Raw genomic sequence first — 23,308 nt, 5'->3', positions numbered from 1 at the left:
TCCGCAGAACGCAACGCCGCGGTCGCTCGCGAGGCCGCGCCGCACTGGGGTGCGGCGCTCCCAGCGTCCGCGCGGGCTTAAGCGCGTGCGCTCGCCGGTGCGGCTTGGCCGGGGTTATGATCAAGGCCGCCCCCGGCCTTGATCATCACTCCGGCCACGTGCCCTTGCGGCAACCCGTCGCGGCCGGGGGGCCGCTCCTACGGCATCGGGGCGGTCCCCGGCCGTGATGGATGTCGGCCATGGGGCTGGCGGAACGACGATTGAGGCCGATGTGATGAGCTTGAGGAGGCGACCCCGGCGGTGAAGACCGACCATCCGATCTATCTGTTTCTGTCGACGGGTGCGGAGGCCTTCCGGGTGCTGACCGGTGGCCACCAACTGGTCGGGGAGTACCGTTTCTGCTCGTTGACGATCAAGGGGCTGGAGCGGCGCCTGGACGGTATTTTTGAGCCTGAGGGGCACGCTGGGCCCGTGTATGTGGTCGAATTCCAGGGGCAGTACGCGGCCGGTGCCTGGTATAACCTGCTGACCAAGATCGGGCTGTACGGTGAGGAACATCCCGAGCGCGATGTGATCGGTATCGCGGTGTTTCTGCGTGAGCGCGACGCGCCGGGGTGTCCGAGCCGGGTCGGGGAGGCGGGCTCGCTGGCCATGGGGGTGGCGCTTGATCGCATCCTGCCCGAGTGGTTGGCGCGCGAGCCGGATAATCCATACGTGGCGGTGTTCGCGCCGCTGATGATCGAGGATGACGCAGAATTACGGGCGCAGGCCCCGGCGCTGTGGCGCACGGTGCAGGAGGCGCCGGTGTTGCCCGCGGTGCGCGACCTGCTTTCGCAGGTGCTGGAGTTTTGGTTTTTTGAACGGTTTCGCGGGCTGACCGCGAAGGAGATTTGGGCCATGTTGAATCTGGTGACACCGATCCAGGAGACCCGGGCCTATCAGTCGATCTTTGAGGAGGGTAAGACTGAGGGTGAGGCCAAAGGTAAGGCCGAGGGCAAGGCCGAGGGTAGGGCCAGCACGCTCAAACGCCAACTGGCCCGCCGCTTCGGTGCGGTGCCGGGCTGGGCGCAGCGGCGCATCGACGCGGCGCCGGTGGCGCAACTGGATGCCTGGCTCGACGGGATCTTCGATGCCGAGAGTTTGCTGGCCCTGATCGGTCCGCAGGAGGGTTCTGGCTGAGTGGCCCCCTCTCGCTTCCACGCTCTGCGTGGGAGTGTCTGGCGGACGCTCTGCGTCCCGACCGGCGGACTGGACGCTGGAGCGTCCGCGCTTGCTCCCACGCTGGAGCGTGGGAGCAAGAATAGCGCCCGCCACGGCCGCCGAGCGCCGACACTACGAGCGAGGGTGAGCAACATGCGCGACGAGTACGATTTTTCAGGGAGTCAGCGGGGGGCGATTATCAAGAGCAACAAGGAACGGATCACGATCCGCCTCGATTCTGAGGTGATCGAGTGGCCGCGAACAAGTAAAGGGCGGCGGCAACTATCCCCTTAGGTCGGAATGAAAACTGTCGCGCTGATGCTGAAATACTTGGCGAGTTTTCCCGCAAGTGTTGCGCTGATCTTACGCCTGCCGGCGAGAATGGCCGACAGGTTGCTCTGGGGCACGATTTCAGCCAGATCGCTTTGTTTCAGGCCGCGTACTTCCATCAGGTAGCGCAGCACCTCCTTGGCCTCCGATGCCTCAATAGCAAAATGGTGCGTATCGTAGTCGCTCACCAGTTCGCCGACGAGATCGAGAGCCCTGACAATTCGTGCTCTTCTTGCTCGCCGACGACGTCCAGCAGGTGGTTCAGCAGCGCGATGGTGCGGTCGTATTCTTCTTCGGTACGGATCGGACGCAAGTGGGCGAGGCGATCGAACGCGACCCAAGTCTGTTGCAGCACCTTGAGGTCGAGAGAGGCGGTAGCAGTCATCTTGGTTACACCTTGCCTTGTTTGTACAGTTTGCACCAATGATCGTATTCCCGGTGCGTCATGACCCAACGAACGAATATCTTACCGTCCCGGTAGCGAACGATGACCACGACGCGGTAGTTGTTCCCGCCGGCCTTGATCATGAATCTGGCCAGAACCCGGCTGGCACTCGTCGCGGCCGGGGGGCTGCTCCTACGCGCCGTAGGAGCGGCCCCCCGGCCGCGACGGGCCGCCGCGACGACGGGTGGCCGGTATGATCAAGGTTTCCCGATCCCCTCGCCAACGTCGATCCCGCGCGTCCGCGCGTCCGCTCGGGCGACCGCCAAACCGGCGGGTAGGCCGCACGACAGCTCGTACAAACACCTGTTCTCCATCATTTTATCTGAGTTGTAGCTTGAAACAAATTCTGCAGAATCTTAAGGATGGCCGTACTGAGCTGGCCGAGGTGCCCTGTCCGCGGGTGGGTCGCGGGGCGCTGTTGATCCGCACGTCTTGTACGCTGATCTCCGCCGGGACTGAGCGGATGTTGGTGGACTTCGGTAAGGCCAATCCACTGGAGAAGGCGCGCCAGCAGCCGGAGAAGGTGCGGCAGGTGTTGGAGAAGGTGCGCACCGATGGTCTGGTGCCGACCCTGGAGGCGGTGCGCAACAAGCTGGAGCAGCCGTTGCCGCTGGGCTATTGCAACGTCGGGGTGGTGGCAGAGCTGGGTGCGGGGGTAGCGGGATTTGCGGTGGGTGACCGGGTGGCGTCCAACGGCCGCCATGCGGAGATGGTGAGCGTACCGGTGAACCTCTGCGCCCGGGTCCCGGATGGCGTGGGGGACGAGGCGGCGGCCTTTACCGTGATCGGGGCCATCGCCTTGCAGGGCATCCGGCTGGCGGCGCCCACCCTGGGTGAGGCGGTGGTGGTGACCGGGCTCGGGTTGATCGGGCTGATGACGGTGCAACTGCTGCGTGCCCATGGCTGCCGGGTGTTGGGGATCGACCTGGACCCGGCCAAGCTGGCGTTGGCGCGCCAATTCGGTGCCGAGACGGTGGACCTGGCGGCGGGGCAGGACCCGGTGGCGGTGGCCGCGACCTTCGCGCGCGGGCGCGGGGTGGATGCGGTGATCATTACGGCGGCGACGCGCAGTAATGAGCCGGTGCATCAGGCGGCGCTGATGTGTCGGCGGCGCGGGCGGATCGTGTTGGTCGGGGTGGTGGGGCTGGAGCTTTCCAGGGCGGATTTCTACGAGAAGGAGCTGAGCTTTCAGGTCTCCTGCTCCTATGGGCCGGGGCGCTACGATCCGTTGTACGAGGAGCAGGGGCAGGACTATCCGATCGGCTTCGTACGCTGGACCGAGCAGCGCAATTTCGAGGCGGTGCTGGATATGTTGGCCGATGGGCGGCTGGATGTGGGGCCGCTGGTGTCGCATCGGTTCGCCTTGGCGGACGCGGAGCGCGCCTATGCGGTGGTGGGCGGGGCTGAGCCGTCGCTGGGGATCCTGTTGGAGTATCCCGGGGGGGATGACGCGCGGCTGCGGGAGCGTTCCTTTTCGCTCCCATGCTCTGCTTCCTTCTCGCTCCCAGGCTCGGCTTCCTTCTCGCTCCCACGCTCTGCGTGGGAGTGTCGTGCGGACGCTCTGCGTCCCGACGGTGGGCTGGACGCTGGAGCGTCCGCGCTTGCTCCCACGCTGGAGCGTGGGAGCCAGAGGGCGGCGGTCAGCTTCATCGGGGCTGGGAACTATGCGACAGGGGTGTTGATCCCCGCGTTCAAGGCGGCCGGGGCGCGACTGGTGTCGGTGGCCTCCAGTGGGGGGGTGAGCGGGGTGCATGCGGGGCGCAAGTTCGGCTTCTTGCGCACCACGACGGACACGGAGTCGCTGTTCGCCGATGCCGAATCAGATGCGCTGGTGATTACGACGCGGCACGACAGTCATGCGCGGCTGGTGTTGCAGGGGCTGGCGGCGGGGAAGGCGGTGTTTGTGGAGAAGCCGCTGTGCTTGACGCTGGAGGAGCTTGGGCGGATCGAGACAGCGCTTGCGCCCTCGCTCACACGCTCTGCGTGGGAGTGTCGTGCGGACGCTCCGCGTCCCGAGGGGGGACTGGACGCTGGAGCGTCTGCGCTTGCTCCCACGCTGGAGCGTGGGAGCCAGAAACTCTTGCTGATGGTCGGCTTTAACCGCCGCTTTGCGCCGCAGGTGCAGAAGATCAGGGCGCTGCTGGCCGGCGTGACGGGGCCGAAGGCGTTCGTGATGACGGTCAACGCGGGTACAATCCCGGCGGGGCACTGGACCCAGGACCCGGCGGTAGGCGGGGGGCGGATCCTCGGCGAGGCCTGCCACTTCATCGATCTGCTGCGGTTCCTGGCGGGGGCGCCGATCGCCCAGCATGCGCGGATCGGGATGGCGTCGGCTACGGGCGATACGGTGAGCCTGCAGCTCGGCTTTGCCGATGGCTCGATCGGCACCGTCCACTATCTGGCCAACGGCAGCAAGGCGTTTCCGAAGGAGCGCCTGGAGGTCTTTGCCGCCGGGCGGGTGCTGCAACTCGACAACTTCCGCCGCCTGACCGGCTTCGGTTGGCCCGGGTTCAAGAAGCTGAACCTGTGGCGCCAGGACAAGGGTCAGCGCGCCTGCGTGGCGGCCTTTGTGCAGGCCCTGCGCACGGGCGGGCCGGCGCCGATTCCGGTGGAGGAGATTCTGGAGGTGAGCCGGGTGACGATCGAGCTCGCGAAGCCCGTATGATCTGTACAATCGATCAGTGAATGTTTTCCAGGGAGATACCCACTGAACCTGGAAAGAGCTGTCAGCTGTCAGCTGTCAGCCGTCAGCCGTCAGCCGTAAGCCGTCAGCGGCCTTGATCATAATCCCGGCCCATCAGCCAACGGCCATGTCTTTGGTCCGCACAGCGGACCCTACGGCCCCGCGCCCGTAGGGTCCGCTGTGCGGACCAGCGACCTCCCGTCCAGCAGGGTGGCCGGAATTATGATCAAGGCCGCCTTCAGTCATAAGTGCATCAGCATCTTACCAGCCGTCTTGGAGCCGCAGGCACCCACGCGACAGGTGATGCGCCGGGTGGTCAGAAACGTTTGAAACGCAAAGCTGAAAGCTGACAGCTGAAAGACGCTTTCCAGGGTTAAGAGTCAAGGTCCTCAGCATGCTCATCGATATCATTGCCGGCGCCCGCCCGAATTTCATGAAGATCGCGCCGATCATCCGGGCCTTGGAGGCACGGAAGGCAGCCGGCAGCCCATTGCGATACCGCCTGGTACATACCGGCCAGCACTATGACGCCCGCCTGTCGGGCGATTTTTTTCTCCAGTTGGGTATTCCGGCGCCGGATGTGAACCTGGAGGTCGGTTCCGGTACCCAGGCGGAGCAGACGGCGGCGATCATGACCGGCTATGAGCGGCTGCTGCTGGGGGCACCATCCAAGCTCTGTCTGGTGGTGGGGGACGTGACCTCGACCATGGCCTGCGCCATTGCGGCGCAGAAGCTGTGCATCCCGGTGGCGCATGTGGAGGGCGGCATCCGCTCCGGTGATTGGACCATGCCGGAGGAGATCAACCGGATGGTGACGGACGCCATCACCAACTGGTTCTTCACCACCAGTGAGTTTGCCAACGCCAATCTGCGCAAGACCGGGGTCGGGGATGAGCGGATCTTCTTCGTCGGCAATACCATGATCGACAGCTTGCTGGCCAACCTGGACCGACTGCGCCCGCCGCCGTTCTGGGATGACCTGGGGTTGCGGGCAGGCGAGTATTTCGTCGTGACCCTGCACCGCCCGGCGAACGTGGACGAGGGCGCGGCGCTGGCGCGGATGCTGGCCGCCATCGGCGCAGGGACGCGCGGCCTGCCGGTGATCTTCCCGGTGCACCCGCGCACCGCCAAGACGCTGGGCGACCTGACCGACCTGCCCGGGAGCCTGCATCTGGTGGAGCCTCAGCCGTACCTGGAATTCAATTACCTGGTCAGGCACGCCAAGGCGGTGATCACCGACTCTGGTGGCATCACAGAGGAGACCACGGTGCTGGGGGTGCCTTGCATGACGCTGCGGGACACTACGGAGCGGCCGGAGACGGTCAGTATGGGGACCAATGCGCTGATTGGTAGCGATCCCGCCAAGCTCGGGCCGGCGCTCGATCGGCTGTTTGCCGGGGACTGGCAGCCGGGTGGGATACCGCAACTGTGGGATGGGCGAGCGGGGGAGCGGATCGTCGTGGGGCTTGAACAGGTGCTCGGGGCTCAGTGCTAAGGGGCGCTCTCGGGTTGAGTTCCGGTCTTGGCCCCAAAAAGAGCTTTCAGCTATCAGCGGTCCGTGTTCGCCTGATAGCTGACGGCTGACGGCTGACTGCTCTTTCTAGGTTGAAAGGACCTTGTGTGCATATCTTATTCTTGACCGATAACTTTCCACCGGAGGTCAACGCCCCGGCCTCGCGGACCTTCGAGCATTGCCGCGAATGGGTGCAGGCCGGCCACCGGGTAACAGTGATCGCCAATGTACCGAATTTCCCCAGGGGCAAGGTCTTTCCTGGTTACCGGAACCGGCCCTGGCAGCGTGAGACCATGGACGGAATCCAAGTGGTGCGGGTGTGGACCTATATTGCCGCTAACGCGGGCTTTGCACTGCGGACGCTGGACTATCTGTCGTTCATGGTGACCGGGTTCATTGCGGGTCTGTGGTTGCCCAGGCCGGATGTCATCGTCGGCACCTCGCCGCAGTTTTTCACGAACTGTGCGGCCTGGATGCTGTCCGTGTTCAAGTGGCGGCCGTTCGTCTTCGAGTTGCGTGACCTTTGGCCGGAGTCGATCAAGACGGTGGGGGCGATGAAGGATTCGGCGGCCCTGCGGTTGCTGGAGCGCCTGGAGCTGTTTCTCTATCGGCGGGCAACAGCGGTGGTGGCGGTGACTGAGTCTTTTCGCCGCAATCTGATCGCCCGGGGCATCGACGGCGACAAGGTCCATGTGGTTACCAATGGTGTCGACCTGTCGCGCTTCCGGCCGATGGCGCGCGATCCGCAGTTGGCGCAACGGCTGGGGCTGACGGATCAATTCGTTGCCGGCTATATCGGCACCCACGGTATGGCCCATGCGCTGGAGACGGTGCTGGAGGCGGCCGCGCTGATGCGCGCACGGCCGCAGGGGGTCCGGGTGCGCTTCGTGCTGCTGGGCGATGGGGCGCAGAAGCAGGCGCTGAAGGCCCGCGCGCAGCGCATGGGGCTGGACAACGTGCTGTTCTTGGATACGGTGCCCAAGGCCGATGTGCCGCGCTACTGGTCGTTGCTGGATGTCGCGATCATCCATCTGAGAAAGGCCGATAATTTCACCCAGGTGATCCCGTCCAAGCTGTTCGAGTGCATGGGGGTGGGGATCCCGGTGCTGCACGGCGTGGCGGGCGAGTCCGCCGGGATCGTCGAGCGCGAGGGGGTTGGCCTGGTGTTTGAGCCCGAGAACGCCCAGGCCCTGTGCGATGGCCTGCTGCGCCTGGCCCAGGATCAGGCGTTGTATCGGCAGTTGCGCAGTCATTGCCTGGCTGCCGCGCCGCGCTATGACCGCAGGGGGCTGGCGGCGAAGATGCTGGGCGTCTTGACGACTGTTGCCGGGCGGGGTTAGGGATGTTCAGCCGCGGCCTTGGTTATCACTTGGCCACTGACCTCGTCGCGAGGCCGTTGGTCCGCACAGCGGACCCTACGGAGCGCGGCTTTGCCGCAGGGTCCGCTGTGCGGACCGATCGCCACCGGTCGCAGTTATGATCAAGGCCTTCAGCCGCTATTGGCACACCCTGCGCTATCTGCGTCCGGTCCAGCTCTATGGTCGGCTGTGGTTCCGGCTCTACCGCCCAACGCCTGATCTGCGCCCCGCGCCCGGGCTACGCCTGGTCGCCGGTCATTGGGAGAGGCCGCCGGCAAGACAGGACAGGATGCTGGGGCCTGCCACCTTCCGTTTCCTCAATGAAACCCATGAGGCAACCGGCCCAGGTGCCTGGAACGATCCGGCCCGCGACAAGCTCTGGCTCTACAACCTGCATTATTTCGATGAGTTGGGTGCCGGCGGCGATACCGGCCCCCTGGTGCGGGCGCAGTGGCACCGGGCGCTGCTGCGGCGGTGGGTGGCGGAGAACCCGCCGGCAGTCGGCAATGGCTGGGAGCCCTATCCGACGTCGCTGCGGATCCTGAATTGGGTGAAGTGGGCCTTGGCGGGGAATGACCTGCCGCCGGAGTCTGTGCAGAGCCTGGCGGTGCAGGTCCGCTGGCTGCGCCGACGGCTGGAATATCATCTGCTCGGCAATCACCTCTTTGCCAACGCCAAGGCCCTGGTCTATGCCGGGGCCTTTTTCGTTGGGGCGCAGGCGGACCGATGGCTGGCGCTGGGCCAGTGGCTGCTGGCGCGCGAACTGCGCGAGCAGGTCCTGCCGGACGGTGGCCACTTCGAGCGCAGTCCCATGTACCACGCCATCCTGCTGGAGGATGTGCTGGACCTGATCAACCTGGCCGGTACCTTTCCGGGGACCCTGGCCCCGGACGACCTGGCGCTCTGCCGCGAGAAGGCCGCCGCCATGCTGGGCTGGCTGGGGGTCATGTGCCACCCCGACGGCGGGATCGGCTTCTTCAACGACGCCGCCTTGGGCATCGCGCCCACCCTGGGGGCGCTGATCGAATACGCCGGGCGTCTGGGGGTCCCTGTGGGGCCGGGTACCGTCGGGGGGGAGGGCACCGGGCCGGCCAGCTCACCCTTCCTGGCGCTGGGGCCCGGGCCCGCGGCCCTCGATGGCCCGCCGGAGTTCGCGGCACCCCGGGCCCAGGCGCCAGTCTGGCTGCGGGACTCCGGTTATGTTCGCCTGGAGGCCGGTCCCGCCGTCGCGCTCTTGGACGTCGCCCCCATCGGCCCGGACTATCTCCCTGGTCATGCCCACGCCGATACCCTGTCCTTTGAACTGTCGCTGTTCGGCCGGCGGGTCATCGTCAACGGCGGCACCTCCCGCTACGGTACTGGCCCCGAGCGCCTGGCCGAGCGCGGAACGGCCGCGCACAGTACGGTGCAGATCGACCACGCCGATTCGAGCGAAGTCTGGGGGGGCTTCCGCGTCGCCCGCCGTGCCCGGCCCTTCGCTATCTCGGTGGAGTGCGTGCCGGCCTGCGCTTGCACGGTGCCGGGCGGTATGCCCGTGGTTCCGGCTCAGCGGGTGGCAGCCGCACACAACGGCTATCGTCGCCTGCCGGGGCGGCCGATCCATCGGCGTACCTGGGAGATGACCCCGGGGTGCCTGGTGGTGACCGACGCGGTCTCGGGGGCCTTCGGGGAGGCCGTGGCCCGTTTCCATCTGCATCCCGAGGCGACCGCCGAGGTGGAGACTGCAGGGGCCGGCGGTCGGGGGCTTTTGCATCTGCCCGGCGGCCAGGCGGTACGGTGGTCTGTCACTGGCGGGGAGGCGCGATTGATCCCCAGCGCCTGGCACCCGGAGTTTGGTCGCTCCCTGCCGACGCGCTGCCTGGAGGTCAGGATTGTGGGTGGCGAGAGCCGGGCAGTCTTTGATTGGGGTTGCGCGGAGGGTGGGGTAAGTGGATTGGCTTGACCTGCAAGGGTTTATCGCCCTCCTGATCATGCCGCGTACTGGATTCGCGTCGGCGCGCGGCTTGCGCGTGCCGGAGTTCGGCGTGTGGCTGGGGGCGGATCATCAGCCGTTTGCCGGGGCGATTTTCCTATGTGCCCGTCGCCGAATCGCCGGTGGCCGATGCAGCGGTCGTGCTGGGGGGCGCAATGGATCCTGGGCCACCCGGCTGGCCCTATCCGGACCTGGGGTCGGCGGTTGACCGGGTCTGGCATGCGGCGCGGATCTATCATGTCGGCAGGTCTTTCCGGGCTACCGTAATCGCCTGTGGCAGCGCGAAATAATGGATGGTATCGAGGTGGTGCGCGTCTGGACCTACATCACTGCCAACGCAGGTTTCGCCAAGTGGACGCTCGATTATCTGTCCTTTATGATCACCGGGTTGCTGGCCGGCGTGCTACAGCGCCGGCCGGATGTGATCGTCGGCACCTCGCCGCAGTTCTTTACCAACTGCGCGGCCTGGGTCCTTTCCGTCCTGCGGCGGCGGCCATTTGTGTTCGAGTTGCGCGATCTGTGGCCGGAGTCGATCAAGACCGTCGGCGCCATGTCTGATTCAGCGCTGCTGCGGCTCATGGAGCGTCTGGAGTTGTTTCTCTATCGTCGCGCGGCGGCGGTGGTTGCGGTCACCGCGTCGTTCCGGCGCAACTTGATTGCACGCGGTATCGACGGCGAGAAGATCCAGGTCGTGACCAACGGCGTAGACCTGACGCGCTTTCGTGCGATGACGCGTGATCCGGAACTGGCGGCGCGAGTGGGACTGACCGGCAAGTTCGTCGCGGGCTACATCGGCACCCATGCGATGGCGCACGCGCTGGAGACGATACTGGCGGCGGCGCTGCTGCGGGCGCATCCGGAGGGCGTCCTGGTACGCATCGGGTCGCGGGGTCAGCGGACTGGAACCATCTGCGGCGCGACAAGCTCTGGCTCTACAACCTGAGCTATTTCGATGATCTGAACGCGGTTGAGGCGCCGACGCGAGCCGACTGGCAGCGGGCGCTGGTGGGGCGCTGGGTGGCGGAGAATCCGCCGGGCATCGGCACCGGTTGGGAGCCCTATCCGACCTCGTTGCGGATCGTCAACTGGGTAAAATGCGCACTGGCGGGCAACGCGCTGCCGCCCGACTGTCAGCACAGCCTGGCGGTGCAGGCGCGCTGGCTGTGGCGGCGGATGGAGTATCATCTGCTGGGGGAATCATCTGTTGGCGAATGCCAAGGCCTTGGTCTTTGCCGGGTCCTTCTTTTACGGCGACGAGGCGGATGCGTGGCGCACGCAGGGGCGGGAGATACTCTCGGCGCAGCTCTGCGAGCAGGTGCCGCCCGACGGCGGGCACTGCGAGCGCAGCCCCATGTACCACGCGATCCTGCTTGACCTGGTTGCGCTGCGCGGGAGCTTGGGGCGGCCAGGCGCACGCCCACCAGCCACCCCATCGCCGGATGGTCCACTCCTGGCCTCGGCCGCCCACGACGGCTATCGCCGACTGGCCTGAGTCTCCCGGCGCAGTGCTTGGAGGTGGTCTTCACTGGGGATGTGTGCCGACTGGAGCTTGACTGGGTGATATGGACCTGATTTTCTTGAATCGCTTCTTTTGTCCGGACCATTCCGCGACGAGTCAGATGGTGACCGATCTGGCGTCTTATCTGGCGTCACGAGGGCATCGGGTGCGGGTGATCGCGAGCCGCCAGGGCTATCTCGATGCCAATTCGCGATTGCCGAGTCGCGAGACGGTGCAGGGAGTGGAGGTCCATCGCCTCTGGTCCAGCCGCTTCGGGCGGGCGGGCCTGCCCGGGCGGGCGGTGGATTATCTGAGCTTTTATCTGACTGTGGGCTGGCACTTGCGCAGGCTGGCGCGGGCGGACGACGTGGTGGTCGCGATGACCGACCCGCCGCTTCTGTCCGTGTTGGTTTATTGGGCTCTGACCGGTCGGCCGGTGCGCGTGGTGAACTGGCTGCAGGACCTGTACCCCGAGGTGGCCACCGCCCTTGGTGTCGGGGCCTTGGGTGGTCGGCTCGGGGCTTGGCTACGCCAGGTGCGTAATCGGTCCCTGCGCCACGCGACGCTGAATGTGGCGATCGGTGAGCGCATGGCGAAGGCGGTGCGGGCGAGCGGGATCCCGTCAGGGCAGGTTCGCGTGGTCCATAACTGGGCCGATTGCGAGGCCATTCGCCCGCTCGCGCCGGCGGCGAATCGGCTGCGTCACGAGTGGGGGGTGGAGGATGCCTTCGTCGTGGGCTACTCCGGGAACCTGGGGCGGGCGCACGCCTATGCGACGGTACTCGATGCGGCGGCACTCCTGCTGGCGGAGCCGATCGGGGTGGGGGCGACGGCAGGCGGCCGCCGCGCGCCGGTGGTGTTTGTGTTCATCGGCGGTGGACATTGGCTTGCGGATCTGCGTGCGGAGGCGGCGCGCCGCGGCCTGGATTCGATGTTTCGGTTTCATCCTTATCAGCCCCGTGAATTGTTGACCCACAGTCTGGGTGTCGCTGATGTCCATTGGATTTCTCTCCGCCCCGCGCTCGAAGGGCTGAGCGTGCCGAGCAAATTCTATGGAATCGCGGCGGCGGGCCGACCGATCGTGTTTGTGGGCGATCCGGACGGCGAAATCCCGCGGCTGCTCGCAACCTATGATTGCGGCCGAGCCGTCGCCGAGGGGGACGCCGCGGGCTTTGCCGCCGCGGTGCGGCAGTTGCGCGACGATGCAGACGCGCGGGAGCGCCAAGGGACCAATGCGCGGCGCATGTTGGAGGATCGCTTCGGGCAGCAGCAGGCGCTGGCGGCCTGGGAGGCGTTGTTAGGCGACGTCGCGCTTTCACGGTAAAGTTGCAGCCTACGGCGCCGCGCCGTCGCGGACCCGGCAGGCGCCCGCGGGGTGCCGGCGATCCTGAGCCGGGACCCGGTTGGGGCCCGGCCGTCCCCGTCGCGCCTTCACCTTGGAGCGGGATCACCCAGATGAGTCCAACCCCCAGTACCCGAAACCCCAATCCCGCACCCGCCATGGGCGGCCGGCGCCGCCGCGTCGCCGCTGGATGGGTCACCGCCGCCGCCGTCCTGTGTGCCCTGACGGGGTGCTCCGCGCACACCCGCGACGCGGTGGCGCGGCAGGTGCATGAGATTGGATGCCTCAGCCGCTGCCAGTCGGTCAAGGATCGGTGCGACGACGACGCCCGTTACGACTACCGGCAGTGCGAGGCCGGCTATCAGGTCGCCCAACGCGATTTCCGCTGGTGCAACTCCAGCAGCGAGCCCGAATGCGGCTACCCCTGGTGGTCGTGCAGCGAGAACCTCTACGGGTATTGCACCAATCGCTTCCGGGAATGCAGCGACGCCTGTCGGCAGCCGCAGCGCTGGGCCACAGGATCACGCCCGCCCCGAGCGCGTGGCGCCGCCGTTCGCCGCTGACTTCCGACCGCCCGGCGGTCCGGGCGCGCCGATGGGCACACGTGCGCTTGCGCACCCTCTGCGGTGCCGGTAACGCATGGATCATCGGGTGCTTGGCTTCTTTGCCGGTTTCCGTGAGCCCGGTCACATTCTGCCGCGCCCTCTGCGCTTAGTCTTACGGTCAAAGAAGAACAACAAACCCGCCGCCCCGCGGCGGCGACCTGTCTTGCTTGGACGCCAGTCGTTTTTGGGCAACCGAAATCCGCACGACCAGGCAACATGGCTCCAGGCAAGTCCAACGTGGTTGAGTTCCGCCGACGCGCGTGGTCGGCGACCGCGAATCTGTGCGTGGCCACCCACCGCGACGCGGCCCGGCCCCTTGCTCAGGGTATGCTCGCGCTCGCGGCGGCGGCCAGCCAGCTTGAAGATGCCGTCACCACCCCCAGCCTCGCCCTTGCCGACCTGCAGGACCAACTCAACTGCTACCGGGATCTCTTCGAGCGGGCGCCGGTCGGTTTCCTGGTCATGGGCCTCAACGGCCGGATCGCCCGCGCCAATCGCGCCGCCGCGGCCATCCTCACGCCCGGTCAGGCGTCGCTCGACGGGCACTTCCTGCGGGAATTCTGCTCGGGGGATGGCGCCCACCAGGTGGCCGGGCACCTCGAACGCCTCGCCCGGGGGGCCGCCTTCGACCTGTGCGAGTTCACGCTCGAGCGCCCGGGTGGGCCGCCGCTGCCGGTGCGCATCGAGACGCTCAATCTCGGCACCCCGGGGGACGGGCCACTGCGTGCCGTATTGCTCGATGCCTCCGGGCTCGAAGAGCTGGAAGAGGGCCTCAGCCTGGCCGCCAGCGTGGTGGAGCACAGCGCCCAAGCCGTCATCGTCACCGATGCAGCCTATCGCACCGTCGCGGTGAATCCCGCATTCACCACGATTACGGGGTACACTGCCACCGAGGCCTTGGGCCAAGTCCCTGGCGTGTTCCTCCAGGCCGGCGGGGTCGAGGGTCCTGATCATCCGATCCTGACACAATTGCGCGCCCGCGGTTACTGGCAGGGCGAGATAGCGAATCGCCGCAAGGACGGGGCCCCCTACATGGAGTGGGCGCAGATCAACGCCATTCCGGATGCGCATGGCGGGGCGAAATACTATGTCTGCATGTTCTCCGACATGACGGGCCAGGATGCCGCGAAAAACTCACTCGTCCAACTCGCCTATTGCGACAGCCTCACCGGCCTCGCCAACCGTGCCAGCCTGCTCGAGCACCTCGGCCGGGCCCTGAGCGCGGCGCGCCGCGACAAGCATCCGTTGGGGCTGATCTACATCGATCTGGACAAGTTCAAGGAGGTCAACGACGGACTCGGGCACAGCGGCGGCGACCGCTTGCTGCAATTCTTCGCCGCCGCGCTCAAGGCGTCCGTGCGTCGGACGGACCTCGTGGCACGGATCGGCGGCGATGAGTTCGCCATCATCATGCCCGATCTCTCGGTGGAGGGCGCTGCCGGCCGGGTCGCCGCAAACATCCTCGAGCAACTGGCAGCGACCCCGTTCTGCGAGCATGGCCGGGAGCTGAGCGTGGGTGCCAGCATCGGCATCACGCTCTTCCCGAAGGATGGCAAGACACTGGAAACCCTTCTGAACTGTGCCGATAGTGCGATGTACGAGGCCAAGAAGGCCGGCGGGAACCGGGCCTGCTTCTATTCGCCGCAGACCAGTCCCGATTTCAAGCAGCACGACGAATTGGCAGCGGACCTGCGCCACGCCTGGGGCCGCCGGGAGTTGGTCATCCAGTATCAGCCGCGGGTCAGGCTGCGCGACCTGCGGATCAGCGGCTGCGAGGTCATCCTGGGCTGGAACCGGCCGGGGCACGGTCTACTCGACCAGGGAACGTTTTCCGCGCTCGTCGCAACCACCGGAATGGTCATGGCGTTGGAGCATTGGCTGTTGCGCACGGTGACGGCACAGGCGCAGCGGGCGGGTGCTGGTGGTTTGCGCGAGCTGCGGGTCGCCTTCGGCATCGCGGCGCCCCATTTCGCTCCGGGCCACCTCGCACCCTTGATCCGGCGGGTGAGCGCGGCGCTGTCCGCACGGGCCTTCGTGGTGGAACTGGAGATCCCTGAATCAGTCATCGTGCGCCATTCGCAAGGTACGGTTCCCGCACTCGCGCGCCTGCGTGAACAAGGTGTGCAACTAACGCTGCGGGACTTTGGGTCGGATGCCATTGCACTGCGCCAACTCGGGGCAGTGCCGCTGACCCGCGTGAAGATCGCGCCGTCCTTGCTGCGGGACCTGGAGGGGAACCCGGCCGCCGCGACCATCGTGAAGGGGATCATCGCCCTGGGTCATGCCTTTGGGTTGGCGGTCCTGGCCGACGGGGTGGAGACGCCGGGTCAGGTGCGCATCCTTGCGCAATACGGTTGCGACGAGGCACAGGGGCCCCTGTTCAGTGCGCCGCTCTCCGGGGCGGCCTTGGCGACCCTGCTGGAGCAGGCCGCCCCGCTGCCCGCCGGGTGCGATACCGTGGGCCGCGCCGGGACCTGGCTCGCACGGGCGGTGTCACGGGCCATCGCGTGCCTGCGGGCGTCCTTGCGGTCTGCGCCCCGGGGAGTCTGACGGCATCGCTCAAATCGGCGCGGCATTTTCAGGCTGCGACCTGCATCAACAACGGGCGTTGGGAAGCGGGTTAATCTTCTTTATAGTAATTTTCTATGCTGGTTTGCGAGTGGCACCGCGACCTGCGTCGTAAATGACCGTCCGTCGGACCGGCAGTCGCTCTGAGGTTGCCTGGCCTGCCGCGCCGTGCTCTATTGTGCACTGCAACAAATGACCGCGGTCACTTCGCCGCCCTGGCCTTTCGCCCAACTGCCCGACCGGCAGGGGATCCGCATGACGACACCTACGCACCTCCACCATGAGATGCGGCGCTTGGACCCGCGCTTCACGCCGCTGAATCTGCGCATCCGCCCCTCGGGCCGCGCCGATCGCGAGCGCCTTGACCTGTGCTTTCGCACCCTCTCGCCCGAGTCCAGCCGCCTGCGTTTCTTCGCCACCAAGCGCGCCCTGAGCGATAAGGAACTCGACTTCTTTTCCGGTGCCGACGGCGGCGACCACATCGCGCTGGCCGCGATCCGGCTGGACGAGCAGGGACAGGAGCAGGAGGCCCTGGGCTTCGTGCGCTGTGTCCGCCTGGTGCCGCGCGGCCCCTGCGCCGAGTTCTCCATCACCGTGCTGGACGCCGAACAGGGGCGGGGCCTGGGCTCCGCGCTGGCCGATGCCGTGATGCAGGCGGCCGCGGCCGCCGGCATCCGCCAACTGTGCTTCGAGGTGCTGGCCGACAATATGCAGATGCGCAAGCTTGCCCACCACATGGGTGGGACGGCCCGGCGCGTCGAGGACGGCACCCTGGAGTACGACTGCGCCTTGACGCCCGCCCCGGCAGCGGCGCCGACCCTGGCACCGGAGCCGCTCCCGGCACCGGCCCTCGTGGCCGCACCGACCGCTGCCCCCTCCCCCCCAGCCCCCGCCGCCCCTCCGGCCTGGGTCCTGCCCTGGTTCGTCGGCCCGCGTGGTCTGGTCGGGGCCTGGTTCCAGGGTGTCGATGAGACCCTGGTGCTGGCACAGCGGGCGCAGACCGACCTGCTGCATTGGTGGGGCATCCGCTCCCCTGAGCACGCCACCCCCGGCGCCGTATGAGACGAAACTAACGCCTCGACCTTCCGGGTGATCACGCACCAACTGGAGGTCGAGTCTTCAGCCGGAGCCGAACGGCCGCCGGCCCCTCAGTGCCTTCACCACCCATGTCAGGGTGGCGGCAGTCGCTGTGCCAACTGCACCCGCAGGTCCGCCAACTCTTGTTCGACCTGTCGGCGCGCCTGCGCCTCGGCGTCGGCGCGCTGGGTCTGCGCATCGGCGCGCCGCTCGGCGTCACGTCTGGCCTGTGCCTCGGCCTGCGCACGCTCCTCGGCATCGCGTCGGCCCTGAGCCTCCGCCGCCGCGCGCAGTTCGGCCTCCCGCAGACGACCGTTGTTCCACTCGTAATGGACGTCCGATTCCAGGTAATACTCGTTCCAATAGGTCTCCTCCGAGACCTGCAGACCGTCCGCGCAGCGGGGCTCGCCAGGCGGCTGGGGTTCGACGCCGGGCGGGCGGGCGCTGGCGGGGGGAGGGGGCTGGTGCGCCGGTGTGCGAAGGGTCGCGGCGGTTGGGCACATAGGGATGGGCCTTGCTTGCGGGATTGCCTGGGAGAAAGCCTAGCACGGGGGGCGGGTGGGGACGACCCTCGCCCAACCATAATAATATTGTTCTCACATCAGATGAAAGTCGGCCAGCATCCATGAGAGCCACAATCCGAAAAATCGGCAATTCGCAAGGGGTCCTGATCCCCAAGGCCCTGCTCGCGCAGACAGGAATCGACCACATCGCCGAGATGGCGGTTGAAAACGGTGCCATCGTGTTGCGCAAGCCAAGGCCGGCAGTACGGGAAGGCTGGGCGGACGCCAGCCGGGCGCTCGCGGCCGCGGGCGGTGACGCCCTCGTCTGGCCCGCATTCGCCAACGAGGATGACGCACGATGGGAATGGTGACGCGGGGCGAGATCTGGCTCGCCGGCCTCGACCCGACGATCGGCAGCGACATTCAGAAAACGCGGCCGTGCCTGATTATCTCACCGGCGGACCTCAACGATCACTTGCGAACCCTGATCGTGGCACCGATGACGACCGGGAGTCACCCCGCCCCATTCAGAGTCCCGCTGACATTCCAGGGCAAAGCCGGCCTGATCGTGTTGGATCAAATCAGAACCCTGGATAAGACGCGTCTCATCCGCAAGCTCGGGGCGGTGGACGCCAAGACGCTCGGCGACGTGCTCGCTGTGCTTCAAGACTTGTTCGCGCAATAGGGAAGCGAACCCCGGCTGGGCTCGACCGCGAGATGAAGCTGCGGTTCGGGGTCCGTCGTAGCAAGACATCTGTGGTCTGCGTCGTGCTTGCGCGGCCTTGGTCACATTTGGGGCACGCGGCATTGTCGGGTGGACCAGCGCAGCGCAGTCCACCAGCGGATATAGGGCTCGGCGCAATTGAGTTCTTCTCTGCCCGCCGGACTTGATTGAGCTTGGCCCCTTTACCACTCAAGCTTCCTCATTTTGCAGTCAACTCGATATAAGCGAATGATTCGTCCGCTCCGTATACGTTCATGCGGATGCTATGTAGCACGTTCACATCGGGGGATATGCGCCTCTTAAGGGCGGTAACCATAATGTCAGCGAGCTCCGTTCTGACTTGGATGTCAACATATGCGATCCCGAGGCGATTGCCGATCATATGGCAAAGTGGCCAAGAGTTAAACAAAAAGGCGAAAAGGGGCCGAAAAGGGGTCAAGCTCGAATTCTATTTCGCGGCCACCACGGATAGGGGGACTCCCGCCTTGCGGCAGCCGGGTGCCCCTCATGCGCCAGCCTTCTTCTTCATCAGCAATATCGCCAGCGCAATCGACTGCAATTTACTCTCCGGGCTGTCGACGCGTGAAGGCACCACGACCGGGGTCTTGCATCCCACCACCACCCCGGCGAAGACCACCTTGACCCAGATTTGCAGCGCCTTGTAGATGGCGTTGCCCATGTTGATGTCGTGGGCCAGCAGCACGTCGGCCCGCCCTGCCACCTCGCCCTTGATCCCCTTGTGGGCGGCGGCGTAGGGTGAGATCGCGTTGTCGAGCGCGAAGGGGCCATCGACGGTGCAGCCGGGGAGTTGGCCCTGGCGGCACAGTTGCGTGAGTTGCTCGGCGTCCAGCGTGGCCTGCTTTACGCTCGGCTGGAGGTCTTTGTTCTCGATCTTCTCGATGAACGACAGCGCCGCGACGCCAGGGTGTTCATAACCCAGGGCGTGCATGACGTCCACCGCATTCATGACGATATCGCGTTTGCGGGCCAGGTCCGGGGCTATGTTGATCCCGGCGTCGGTGATGATCATGATCCGGTTTTCACCGGGTGAGGTGAAGGCGCCGACGTGGCTCAGAACCCGGTCCGTGCGCAGCCCATTGTCCTTGCGCAGCATCTCGCCGATCAGGTCGGCGGTGCTGACCCGGCCCTTCATGACGACCTCGCACTCGCCCGTGCGTACGAGTTGGACGCAGGACTCGACGCACTCGGCGTCCGCGGCGGCATCGATGATCCGGAAGCGGCTGAGATCCACCGCCAATTCCTCGGCAATCCGCCGGATTTTCCCCTCCGGCCCCACGAGGGTCGCATCAAGGATTCCATGGGTCCAGGCCTCATGGATCGTCTTGATCGTGTCCGCGTCGTCGGCCGCCGCCACGGCGATGTTGGTCCGCAGCCCGAGCGCGCTGACATGATCGACCAGGTCTTCGGTTCTATGAATCATGGGTGGGGGGCCCGGTCGTGCCCATTGGCAATGCGTGCGTTAAAACGGGCTGCCGGTCAGCCACTTGAGCGGCGGCACCAGCAACATCTGCAACAGGACCAGGGCGATCATGACCGCCAGGGGCGACAGGTCGATGCCGCTGATCGGGGGCAGGGCGCGTTGGGCGGGGCGCAGCAGCGGGTCGGTGAGGCGCGTGAGCAGCCCGATGGCGGGGTTGTAGGGGTCGGGATTGATCCAGCTCAGCAGGGCGCGGATCAGCACGGCGAAGAGGGCGATATTAAGTACCAACTCCAGCAGGGCGGGCAGCGACCAGAGCGGGGCGCCGATCGGGTTGAACCCGAGCAGCAGGGCCAGCAGTGCCAGTTCAAGTGTCTGCAGCAGCCAGACGAGCACCAGGGAGGCGGTGTCCATCCCGCCCAGGCTGGGGATCACCTGACGCAGCGGGCGCAGCACCGGGGAGGTGACGCGCACGATGAACTGGGAGAAGGGGTTGTAGAAGTCCGCCCGCGCCCATTGCAGCAGAAAGCGGATCAGCACGACCGTGATGTAGAGCCCGAACAGGGTCTGGATCAGGAAGACCAGGGGATTGGTAAGGTAGGCGCCGCTCATGACTGCTCCAGCAGGGTCCGGGAGATCTCGGCCGCGCGGTCGCGGGCGGCCAGCGCGGCGCGCCCGACCAGGGCGCGCAATCCGGCTTCCTCGAAGACCGCGAGTGCGCGCTCGGTGGTCCCGCCCGGGGAGGTCACCTGCTCGCGCAACCGTTCCGGGGGTGAGTCGCTCTCCACCGCCATGCGCGCGGCGCCGAGCGCGGTCTGGATGGTCAGCAGGCGGGCCGTCTCGGCGTCCAGTCCCAGGTCGATCCCGGCCTGTTCCAGGGCCTCCATCAGCAGGAAGAAGTAGGCCGGGCCGCTCCCGGAGATGGCGGTCACCGCGTCGATCTGCGCCTCGTCGTCCACCCAGCGGATGAGTCCGGTGGCGCGCAGGATGGTCTCGGCCTGGTTGCGCCCCTCCTCGGTGACCTCGGGGCTGGCGTGCATCCCGATGGCCCCGGTCTGGACCAGCGCCGGGGTGTTGGGCATGGTGCGCACCACCGGCACCGGCGCGCCCAGCCAGGTCTGGATGGCTGCCTCCGTGACCCCGGCCATGATCGAGATGACCAATGGCCCAAGCTCGGAGACCAGGCTGCCGATCTCGCGGCAGACCTGGGGTGCCAACTGCGGCTTGACGCACAGGATCAGGGTCGCGGCCTCTCCTACGGCCTGCCGGTTGTTCGCGCAGGTGCGTACGCCGAAGCGCGCGGTCAGTTCCTGGCGGCGGGCCTCGTTGGGCTCGGCGACGCGGATGGACGCGGGTGGGCAGCCGTCGGCAAGCAGCCCGGCGAGCAGACTGCCCGCCATGTTGCCGCCGCCGATGAAGGCAATGCTGGGTGTGCTCATGAAGGTTCCCATGGTGCTGCGGTCCCCGTGGACCGTCGGAAAACGCCGTCTACAGGCCGATCCCACTCAAGGGCCAGCCAAGGCCAGTGCTTTATTATACGGACGCGCCCCGAAGATCGCCGTACCGATCCGCACCAGGGTGGCCCCCTCCAGGACCGCCGCCTCCAGGTCGTCGGACATGCCCATGGACAGACAGCCGAGCGGTTGCTCCGGCGTCGCCAGGCGGTCGCGCAAGAGGCGCAGCGCGCGCAGGGGCTCGCGTCGGCCGTGCGGGTCGGCGGCGGGGGCCGGGAGTGTCATGAGCCCCATGACCTGCAACCCGGGCAGGCCGGTGCAGACCGCGAGCAGGTCCGCGACCGCCCCGGGCGCGACCCCGCCCTTGCTCCCCTCGCCGCTCGTATTGACCTGCAGGCAGACCTTGAGCGGCGGGCGCCCCGCGGGCCGCTGCTCACTCAGGCGCCGGGCGTGGCCCGGGTCCGCGAGCCCATGGACCCAGTCGAAGCCGGTGGCGATCGGGCGCGTCTTGTTGGCCTGGATGCGGCCGATGAAGTGCCATTCGATGGCCAGGTCGGTCAACTGCGCCTGTTTGTCCAGGGCCTCCTGGACATAACTCTCGCCGAAGGCACGCTGGCCGGCGGCATAGGCGGCACGCAGCGCCGGCGCGCCCTGGTGTTTGCTCACCGCGACGAGGCCCACGCTGTCGGGTGCCCGACCAGCCTGCCGGGTCGCGGCCAGGATGCGCGCCTGGACCGCGGCGAGCTGGACATCGATCGCAATGTTCTGATTGGCGTTCATCATTCCGGCTGGTAGTCTGTCGTTGTCGTTGTCGTTGTCGTTGTCGTTGTCGTAATCGCAATCGTAATCGTAATGGGAGAAGCTGAGGCAATTTGGCGTGCGGGAGAATCCGGGGCGCTACGATAACCCCGACAACGACAACGACAACGACGCGACGACCATTCCCTAATGGGCCGCTGATCTGCGAGGGCGACCGGCTAACGGCCAGGAGGGGTTGGCCGTCACGGCCTTGATCATGATCCCGGCCACTGGGAGCGCCGCACCCCAGTGCGGCGCGATCTCTCAAACAACTGCGGCGTCGCATGTTGCCGATAGGCCGGGCCGCACTGGGGTGCGGCGCTCCCAGTCGGTCGGCCTGAGGGCCGACCTGCAAGCGTCGCCGGCCGCAACGATGATCAAGGCCCGGAGGCCGGTGCGCCGCCCTCCATGAGCCGATGCAGTTCGCGCAGGGCCTGGCCGCGGTGGCTGATGCGGTTCTTCTCGATCGGGTCGAGTTCGGCCGCGGTGCAGCCGTGGGTCGGGACCAGGAACACCGGGTCATAGCCGAAGCCGTTTGCGCCCCGCGACTCGCGCAGGATCAACCCTTCCCAGGTCCCCTGGCAGATCAGGGGCGTGGGGTCCTGCGGGTCGCGCAGATAGACCAGGACGCATTGATAGCGCGCGGTGCGCTCGTCATCGGGCACCCCCTCCAGGTCGCGCAGGAGACGCGCCAGATTGTCGGCATCGCTGGCCTGCGGGCCGGCATAGCGGGCGGAGTAGATCCCCGGGGCACCGTCCAGCGCGTCCACCTCAATGCCGGAATCGTCCGCTATGGCCGCGAGCCCGCTGTACCGGGCGGCGTTGCGCGCCTTGAGGATGGCGTTCTCGACGAAGGTCAGGCCAGTCTCCGCGGCCTCCGGCACCTCATGCGCCCCCTGGGGGCTGACCGCAATCCGGGCATCCGCAAGCAATTGGCTGAATTCGCGCACCTTGCCGGGGTTGTTGCTGGCAAGTACGATGGTCTCACCGCGGTGGGATCTGGTCATGGGCTCGTTCTCTCTGCATGAAGCTGGTCAGGGGGCCGGCGCTCAGAGGCCAAGGGCGTCGCGCTGCATGTCATGCAGTTGCCGAATCCCATAGCCGCCCAACTCCAGCAGCCCGTCCAACTCGGCGCGGGTGAAGGGCTCGCCCTCGGCGGTGCCCTGGAGCTCGATGAAGCGCCCTTCTCCGTCCATGACCAGGTTCATATCCGTATGGGCACTGGAGTCCTCCGCATAATCGAGATCGAGGATCGCGATGCCCTCGTGTATCCCCACCGAGACCGCTGCCACCTGGGTGCGGATGGGATCGGCGGCCAGGGTGCCGTTCGCCCGCAGCCCGGCCAGGGCATCCCAGAGCGCCATCCAGGCGCCGGTGATGGCGGCGGTACGGGTGCCGCCGTCGGCCTGGAGCACGTCGCAGTCGAGCGTCAGGGTGCGCTCACCAAGGGCCTGGAGGTCCACCGCCGCGCGCAGTGAGCGCCCGATCAGGCGCTGGATTTCCTGGGTACGGCCACTCTGCTTGCCGCGTGCCGCTTCCCGTGGGCTGCGCTCATGGGTGGCGCGCGGCAACATGCCGTACTCAGCGGTGATCCAGCCCCGGCCCTGACCCTTCAGGAAGGGCGGTACCCGCTCCTCGACGCTGGCGGTACACAGCACCCGGGTGTCGCCGAACTCCACCAACACGGAACCCTCGGCATGGCGGGTATAGCCGCGGGTGAAATGGATCGGGCGCAGTTCGTCCGGCTCGCGGGTTGAGGATCGCATGGGGCTTGAGTCTCCGGTGGTCTGGGGTGGGGTG

Annotated in this window: 23 protein-coding genes; 13 read left to right on the top strand and 10 right to left on the bottom strand. The window is 66.8% G+C overall.

The window, feature by feature from the left end; all coding sequences use genetic code 11:
• The first annotated feature begins 300 nt into the window (after positions 1 to 300).
• The gene (locus tag THSYN_RS25025) at positions 301 to 1,179 is read left to right on the top strand and encodes a DUF2887 domain-containing protein (protein WP_100921528.1); all 879 of its coding nucleotides are present in this window, start codon (positions 301 to 303) and stop codon (positions 1,177 to 1,179) included.
• 311 nt (positions 1,180 to 1,490) lie between these two features.
• On the opposite strand, the gene THSYN_RS25020 is transcribed toward THSYN_RS25025, so the two are convergent.
• Genes THSYN_RS25020 through THSYN_RS37445 form a run of 3 tightly spaced genes read right to left on the bottom strand, consistent with a single transcriptional unit; the run spans position 1,491 to position 2,058 of the window.
• On the bottom strand, positions 1,491 to 1,718 hold the full coding sequence (locus THSYN_RS25020) for a helix-turn-helix domain-containing protein (RefSeq protein WP_100921527.1): 228 nt from the start codon (positions 1,716 to 1,718) through the stop codon (positions 1,491 to 1,493).
• Positions 1,715 to 1,915, bottom strand: a complete 201-nt coding sequence (locus THSYN_RS25015; protein WP_100921526.1) for a hypothetical protein — start codon at positions 1,913 to 1,915, stop codon at positions 1,715 to 1,717. The genes THSYN_RS25020 and THSYN_RS25015 overlap by 4 nt, the downstream gene beginning before the upstream one ends.
• Positions 1,916 to 1,920: 5 nt before the next feature.
• The gene (locus tag THSYN_RS37445; RefSeq protein ID WP_100921525.1) at positions 1,921 to 2,058 is read right to left on the bottom strand and encodes a type II toxin-antitoxin system HigB family toxin; all 138 of its coding nucleotides are present in this window, start codon (positions 2,056 to 2,058) and stop codon (positions 1,921 to 1,923) included.
• A gap of 251 nt (positions 2,059 to 2,309) precedes the next feature.
• Between THSYN_RS37445 and THSYN_RS25005 the strand changes: the two genes are divergently transcribed.
• The 10 genes from THSYN_RS25005 (at position 2,310) to THSYN_RS24960 (ending at position 16,576) form a co-directional block, all read left to right on the top strand.
• Positions 2,310 to 4,640 (top strand): bi-domain-containing oxidoreductase, encoded by a 2,331-nt coding sequence (locus tag THSYN_RS25005; RefSeq protein WP_100921524.1) that lies wholly within the window; start codon positions 2,310 to 2,312, stop codon positions 4,638 to 4,640.
• 412 nt (positions 4,641 to 5,052) lie between these two features.
• A complete protein-coding gene (wecB, locus tag THSYN_RS25000) occupies positions 5,053 to 6,153 on the top strand; it encodes a non-hydrolyzing UDP-N-acetylglucosamine 2-epimerase (protein WP_100921523.1) in 1,101 nt (366 codons plus the stop codon).
• Between the two features lie 125 nt (positions 6,154 to 6,278).
• Positions 6,279 to 7,511: a glycosyltransferase family 4 protein gene (locus tag THSYN_RS24995; protein WP_100921522.1), complete on the top strand. Its 1,233-nt coding sequence runs from the start codon at positions 6,279 to 6,281 to the stop codon at positions 7,509 to 7,511.
• A 136-nt stretch (positions 7,512 to 7,647) separates the two neighbouring features.
• Positions 7,648 to 9,471: a heparinase II/III family protein gene (locus THSYN_RS24990; RefSeq protein ID WP_100921521.1), complete on the top strand. Its 1,824-nt coding sequence runs from the start codon at positions 7,648 to 7,650 to the stop codon at positions 9,469 to 9,471.
• A 319-nt stretch (positions 9,472 to 9,790) separates the two neighbouring features.
• Entirely contained in the window at positions 9,791 to 10,444 is a 654-nt protein-coding gene (locus THSYN_RS24985; protein ID WP_172965335.1) for a glycosyltransferase, read from the top strand.
• Positions 10,445 to 10,705: 261 nt separating this feature from the next.
• A complete protein-coding gene (locus tag THSYN_RS36190; RefSeq protein WP_236848681.1) occupies positions 10,706 to 10,993 on the top strand; it encodes a heparinase II/III family protein in 288 nt (95 codons plus the stop codon).
• 70 nt (positions 10,994 to 11,063) lie between these two features.
• On the top strand, positions 11,064 to 12,323 hold the full coding sequence (locus THSYN_RS24975) for a glycosyltransferase family 4 protein (protein WP_100921520.1): 1,260 nt from the start codon (positions 11,064 to 11,066) through the stop codon (positions 12,321 to 12,323).
• Between the two features lie 131 nt (positions 12,324 to 12,454).
• A complete protein-coding gene (locus THSYN_RS24970) occupies positions 12,455 to 12,904 on the top strand; it encodes a hypothetical protein (protein ID WP_157817916.1) in 450 nt (149 codons plus the stop codon).
• Between the two features lie 327 nt (positions 12,905 to 13,231).
• On the top strand, positions 13,232 to 15,496 hold the full coding sequence (locus THSYN_RS24965) for a putative bifunctional diguanylate cyclase/phosphodiesterase (protein WP_172965334.1): 2,265 nt from the start codon (positions 13,232 to 13,234) through the stop codon (positions 15,494 to 15,496).
• A gap of 273 nt (positions 15,497 to 15,769) precedes the next feature.
• Positions 15,770 to 16,576: a GNAT family N-acetyltransferase gene (locus tag THSYN_RS24960; protein ID WP_172965333.1), complete on the top strand. Its 807-nt coding sequence runs from the start codon at positions 15,770 to 15,772 to the stop codon at positions 16,574 to 16,576.
• A gap of 107 nt (positions 16,577 to 16,683) precedes the next feature.
• On the opposite strand, the gene THSYN_RS24955 is transcribed toward THSYN_RS24960, so the two are convergent.
• Positions 16,684 to 17,094: a hypothetical protein gene (locus tag THSYN_RS24955; RefSeq protein ID WP_236848680.1), complete on the bottom strand. Its 411-nt coding sequence runs from the start codon at positions 17,092 to 17,094 to the stop codon at positions 16,684 to 16,686.
• A 122-nt stretch (positions 17,095 to 17,216) separates the two neighbouring features.
• Between THSYN_RS24955 and THSYN_RS24950 the strand changes: the two genes are divergently transcribed.
• Together THSYN_RS24950 and THSYN_RS24945 are read left to right on the top strand one after the other, a co-directional pair.
• Positions 17,217 to 17,465: an AbrB/MazE/SpoVT family DNA-binding domain-containing protein gene (locus THSYN_RS24950; RefSeq protein WP_100921516.1), complete on the top strand. Its 249-nt coding sequence runs from the start codon at positions 17,217 to 17,219 to the stop codon at positions 17,463 to 17,465.
• Positions 17,453 to 17,779, top strand: coding sequence for a type II toxin-antitoxin system PemK/MazF family toxin (locus tag THSYN_RS24945; protein ID WP_236848679.1), 327 nt, complete (start codon positions 17,453 to 17,455; stop codon positions 17,777 to 17,779). Before THSYN_RS24950 ends, THSYN_RS24945 begins: the two co-directional genes overlap by 13 nt.
• 544 nt (positions 17,780 to 18,323) lie before the next feature.
• Here the strand turns inward: THSYN_RS24945 and THSYN_RS24935 are convergent.
• The 6 genes from THSYN_RS24935 to rph all read right to left on the bottom strand — a co-directional run bounded on the left by THSYN_RS24935 (position 18,324) and on the right by rph (position 23,274).
• Entirely contained in the window at positions 18,324 to 19,259 is a 936-nt protein-coding gene (locus tag THSYN_RS24935; RefSeq protein ID WP_100921514.1) for a bifunctional enoyl-CoA hydratase/phosphate acetyltransferase, read from the bottom strand.
• A 39-nt stretch (positions 19,260 to 19,298) separates the two neighbouring features.
• A complete protein-coding gene (locus THSYN_RS24930; protein WP_100921513.1) occupies positions 19,299 to 19,868 on the bottom strand; it encodes a YggT family protein in 570 nt (189 codons plus the stop codon).
• Entirely contained in the window at positions 19,865 to 20,695 is an 831-nt protein-coding gene (gene proC, locus THSYN_RS24925; protein ID WP_100922586.1) for a pyrroline-5-carboxylate reductase, read from the bottom strand. Before proC ends, THSYN_RS24930 begins: the two co-directional genes overlap by 4 nt.
• 66 nt (positions 20,696 to 20,761) lie before the next feature.
• Positions 20,762 to 21,490, bottom strand: a complete 729-nt coding sequence (locus THSYN_RS24920; RefSeq protein ID WP_418219947.1) for a YggS family pyridoxal phosphate-dependent enzyme — start codon at positions 21,488 to 21,490, stop codon at positions 20,762 to 20,764.
• Positions 21,491 to 21,885: 395 nt separating this feature from the next.
• Entirely contained in the window at positions 21,886 to 22,515 is a 630-nt protein-coding gene (gene rdgB / locus THSYN_RS24915) for an RdgB/HAM1 family non-canonical purine NTP pyrophosphatase (protein ID WP_100921511.1), read from the bottom strand.
• Positions 22,516 to 22,557: 42 nt separating this feature from the next.
• Entirely contained in the window at positions 22,558 to 23,274 is a 717-nt protein-coding gene (gene rph, locus THSYN_RS24910; protein ID WP_100921510.1) for a ribonuclease PH, read from the bottom strand.
• Positions 23,275 to 23,308 lie beyond the last annotated feature (34 nt).

It is taken from the genome of Candidatus Thiodictyon syntrophicum (genome assembly GCF_002813775.1).
Classification (GTDB): Bacteria; Pseudomonadota; Gammaproteobacteria; order Chromatiales; family Chromatiaceae; genus Thiodictyon; species Thiodictyon syntrophicum.
The sequence above is the reverse complement of the archived record's forward strand: the minus strand, read 5'-3'. Positions and strand labels throughout refer to the sequence as shown.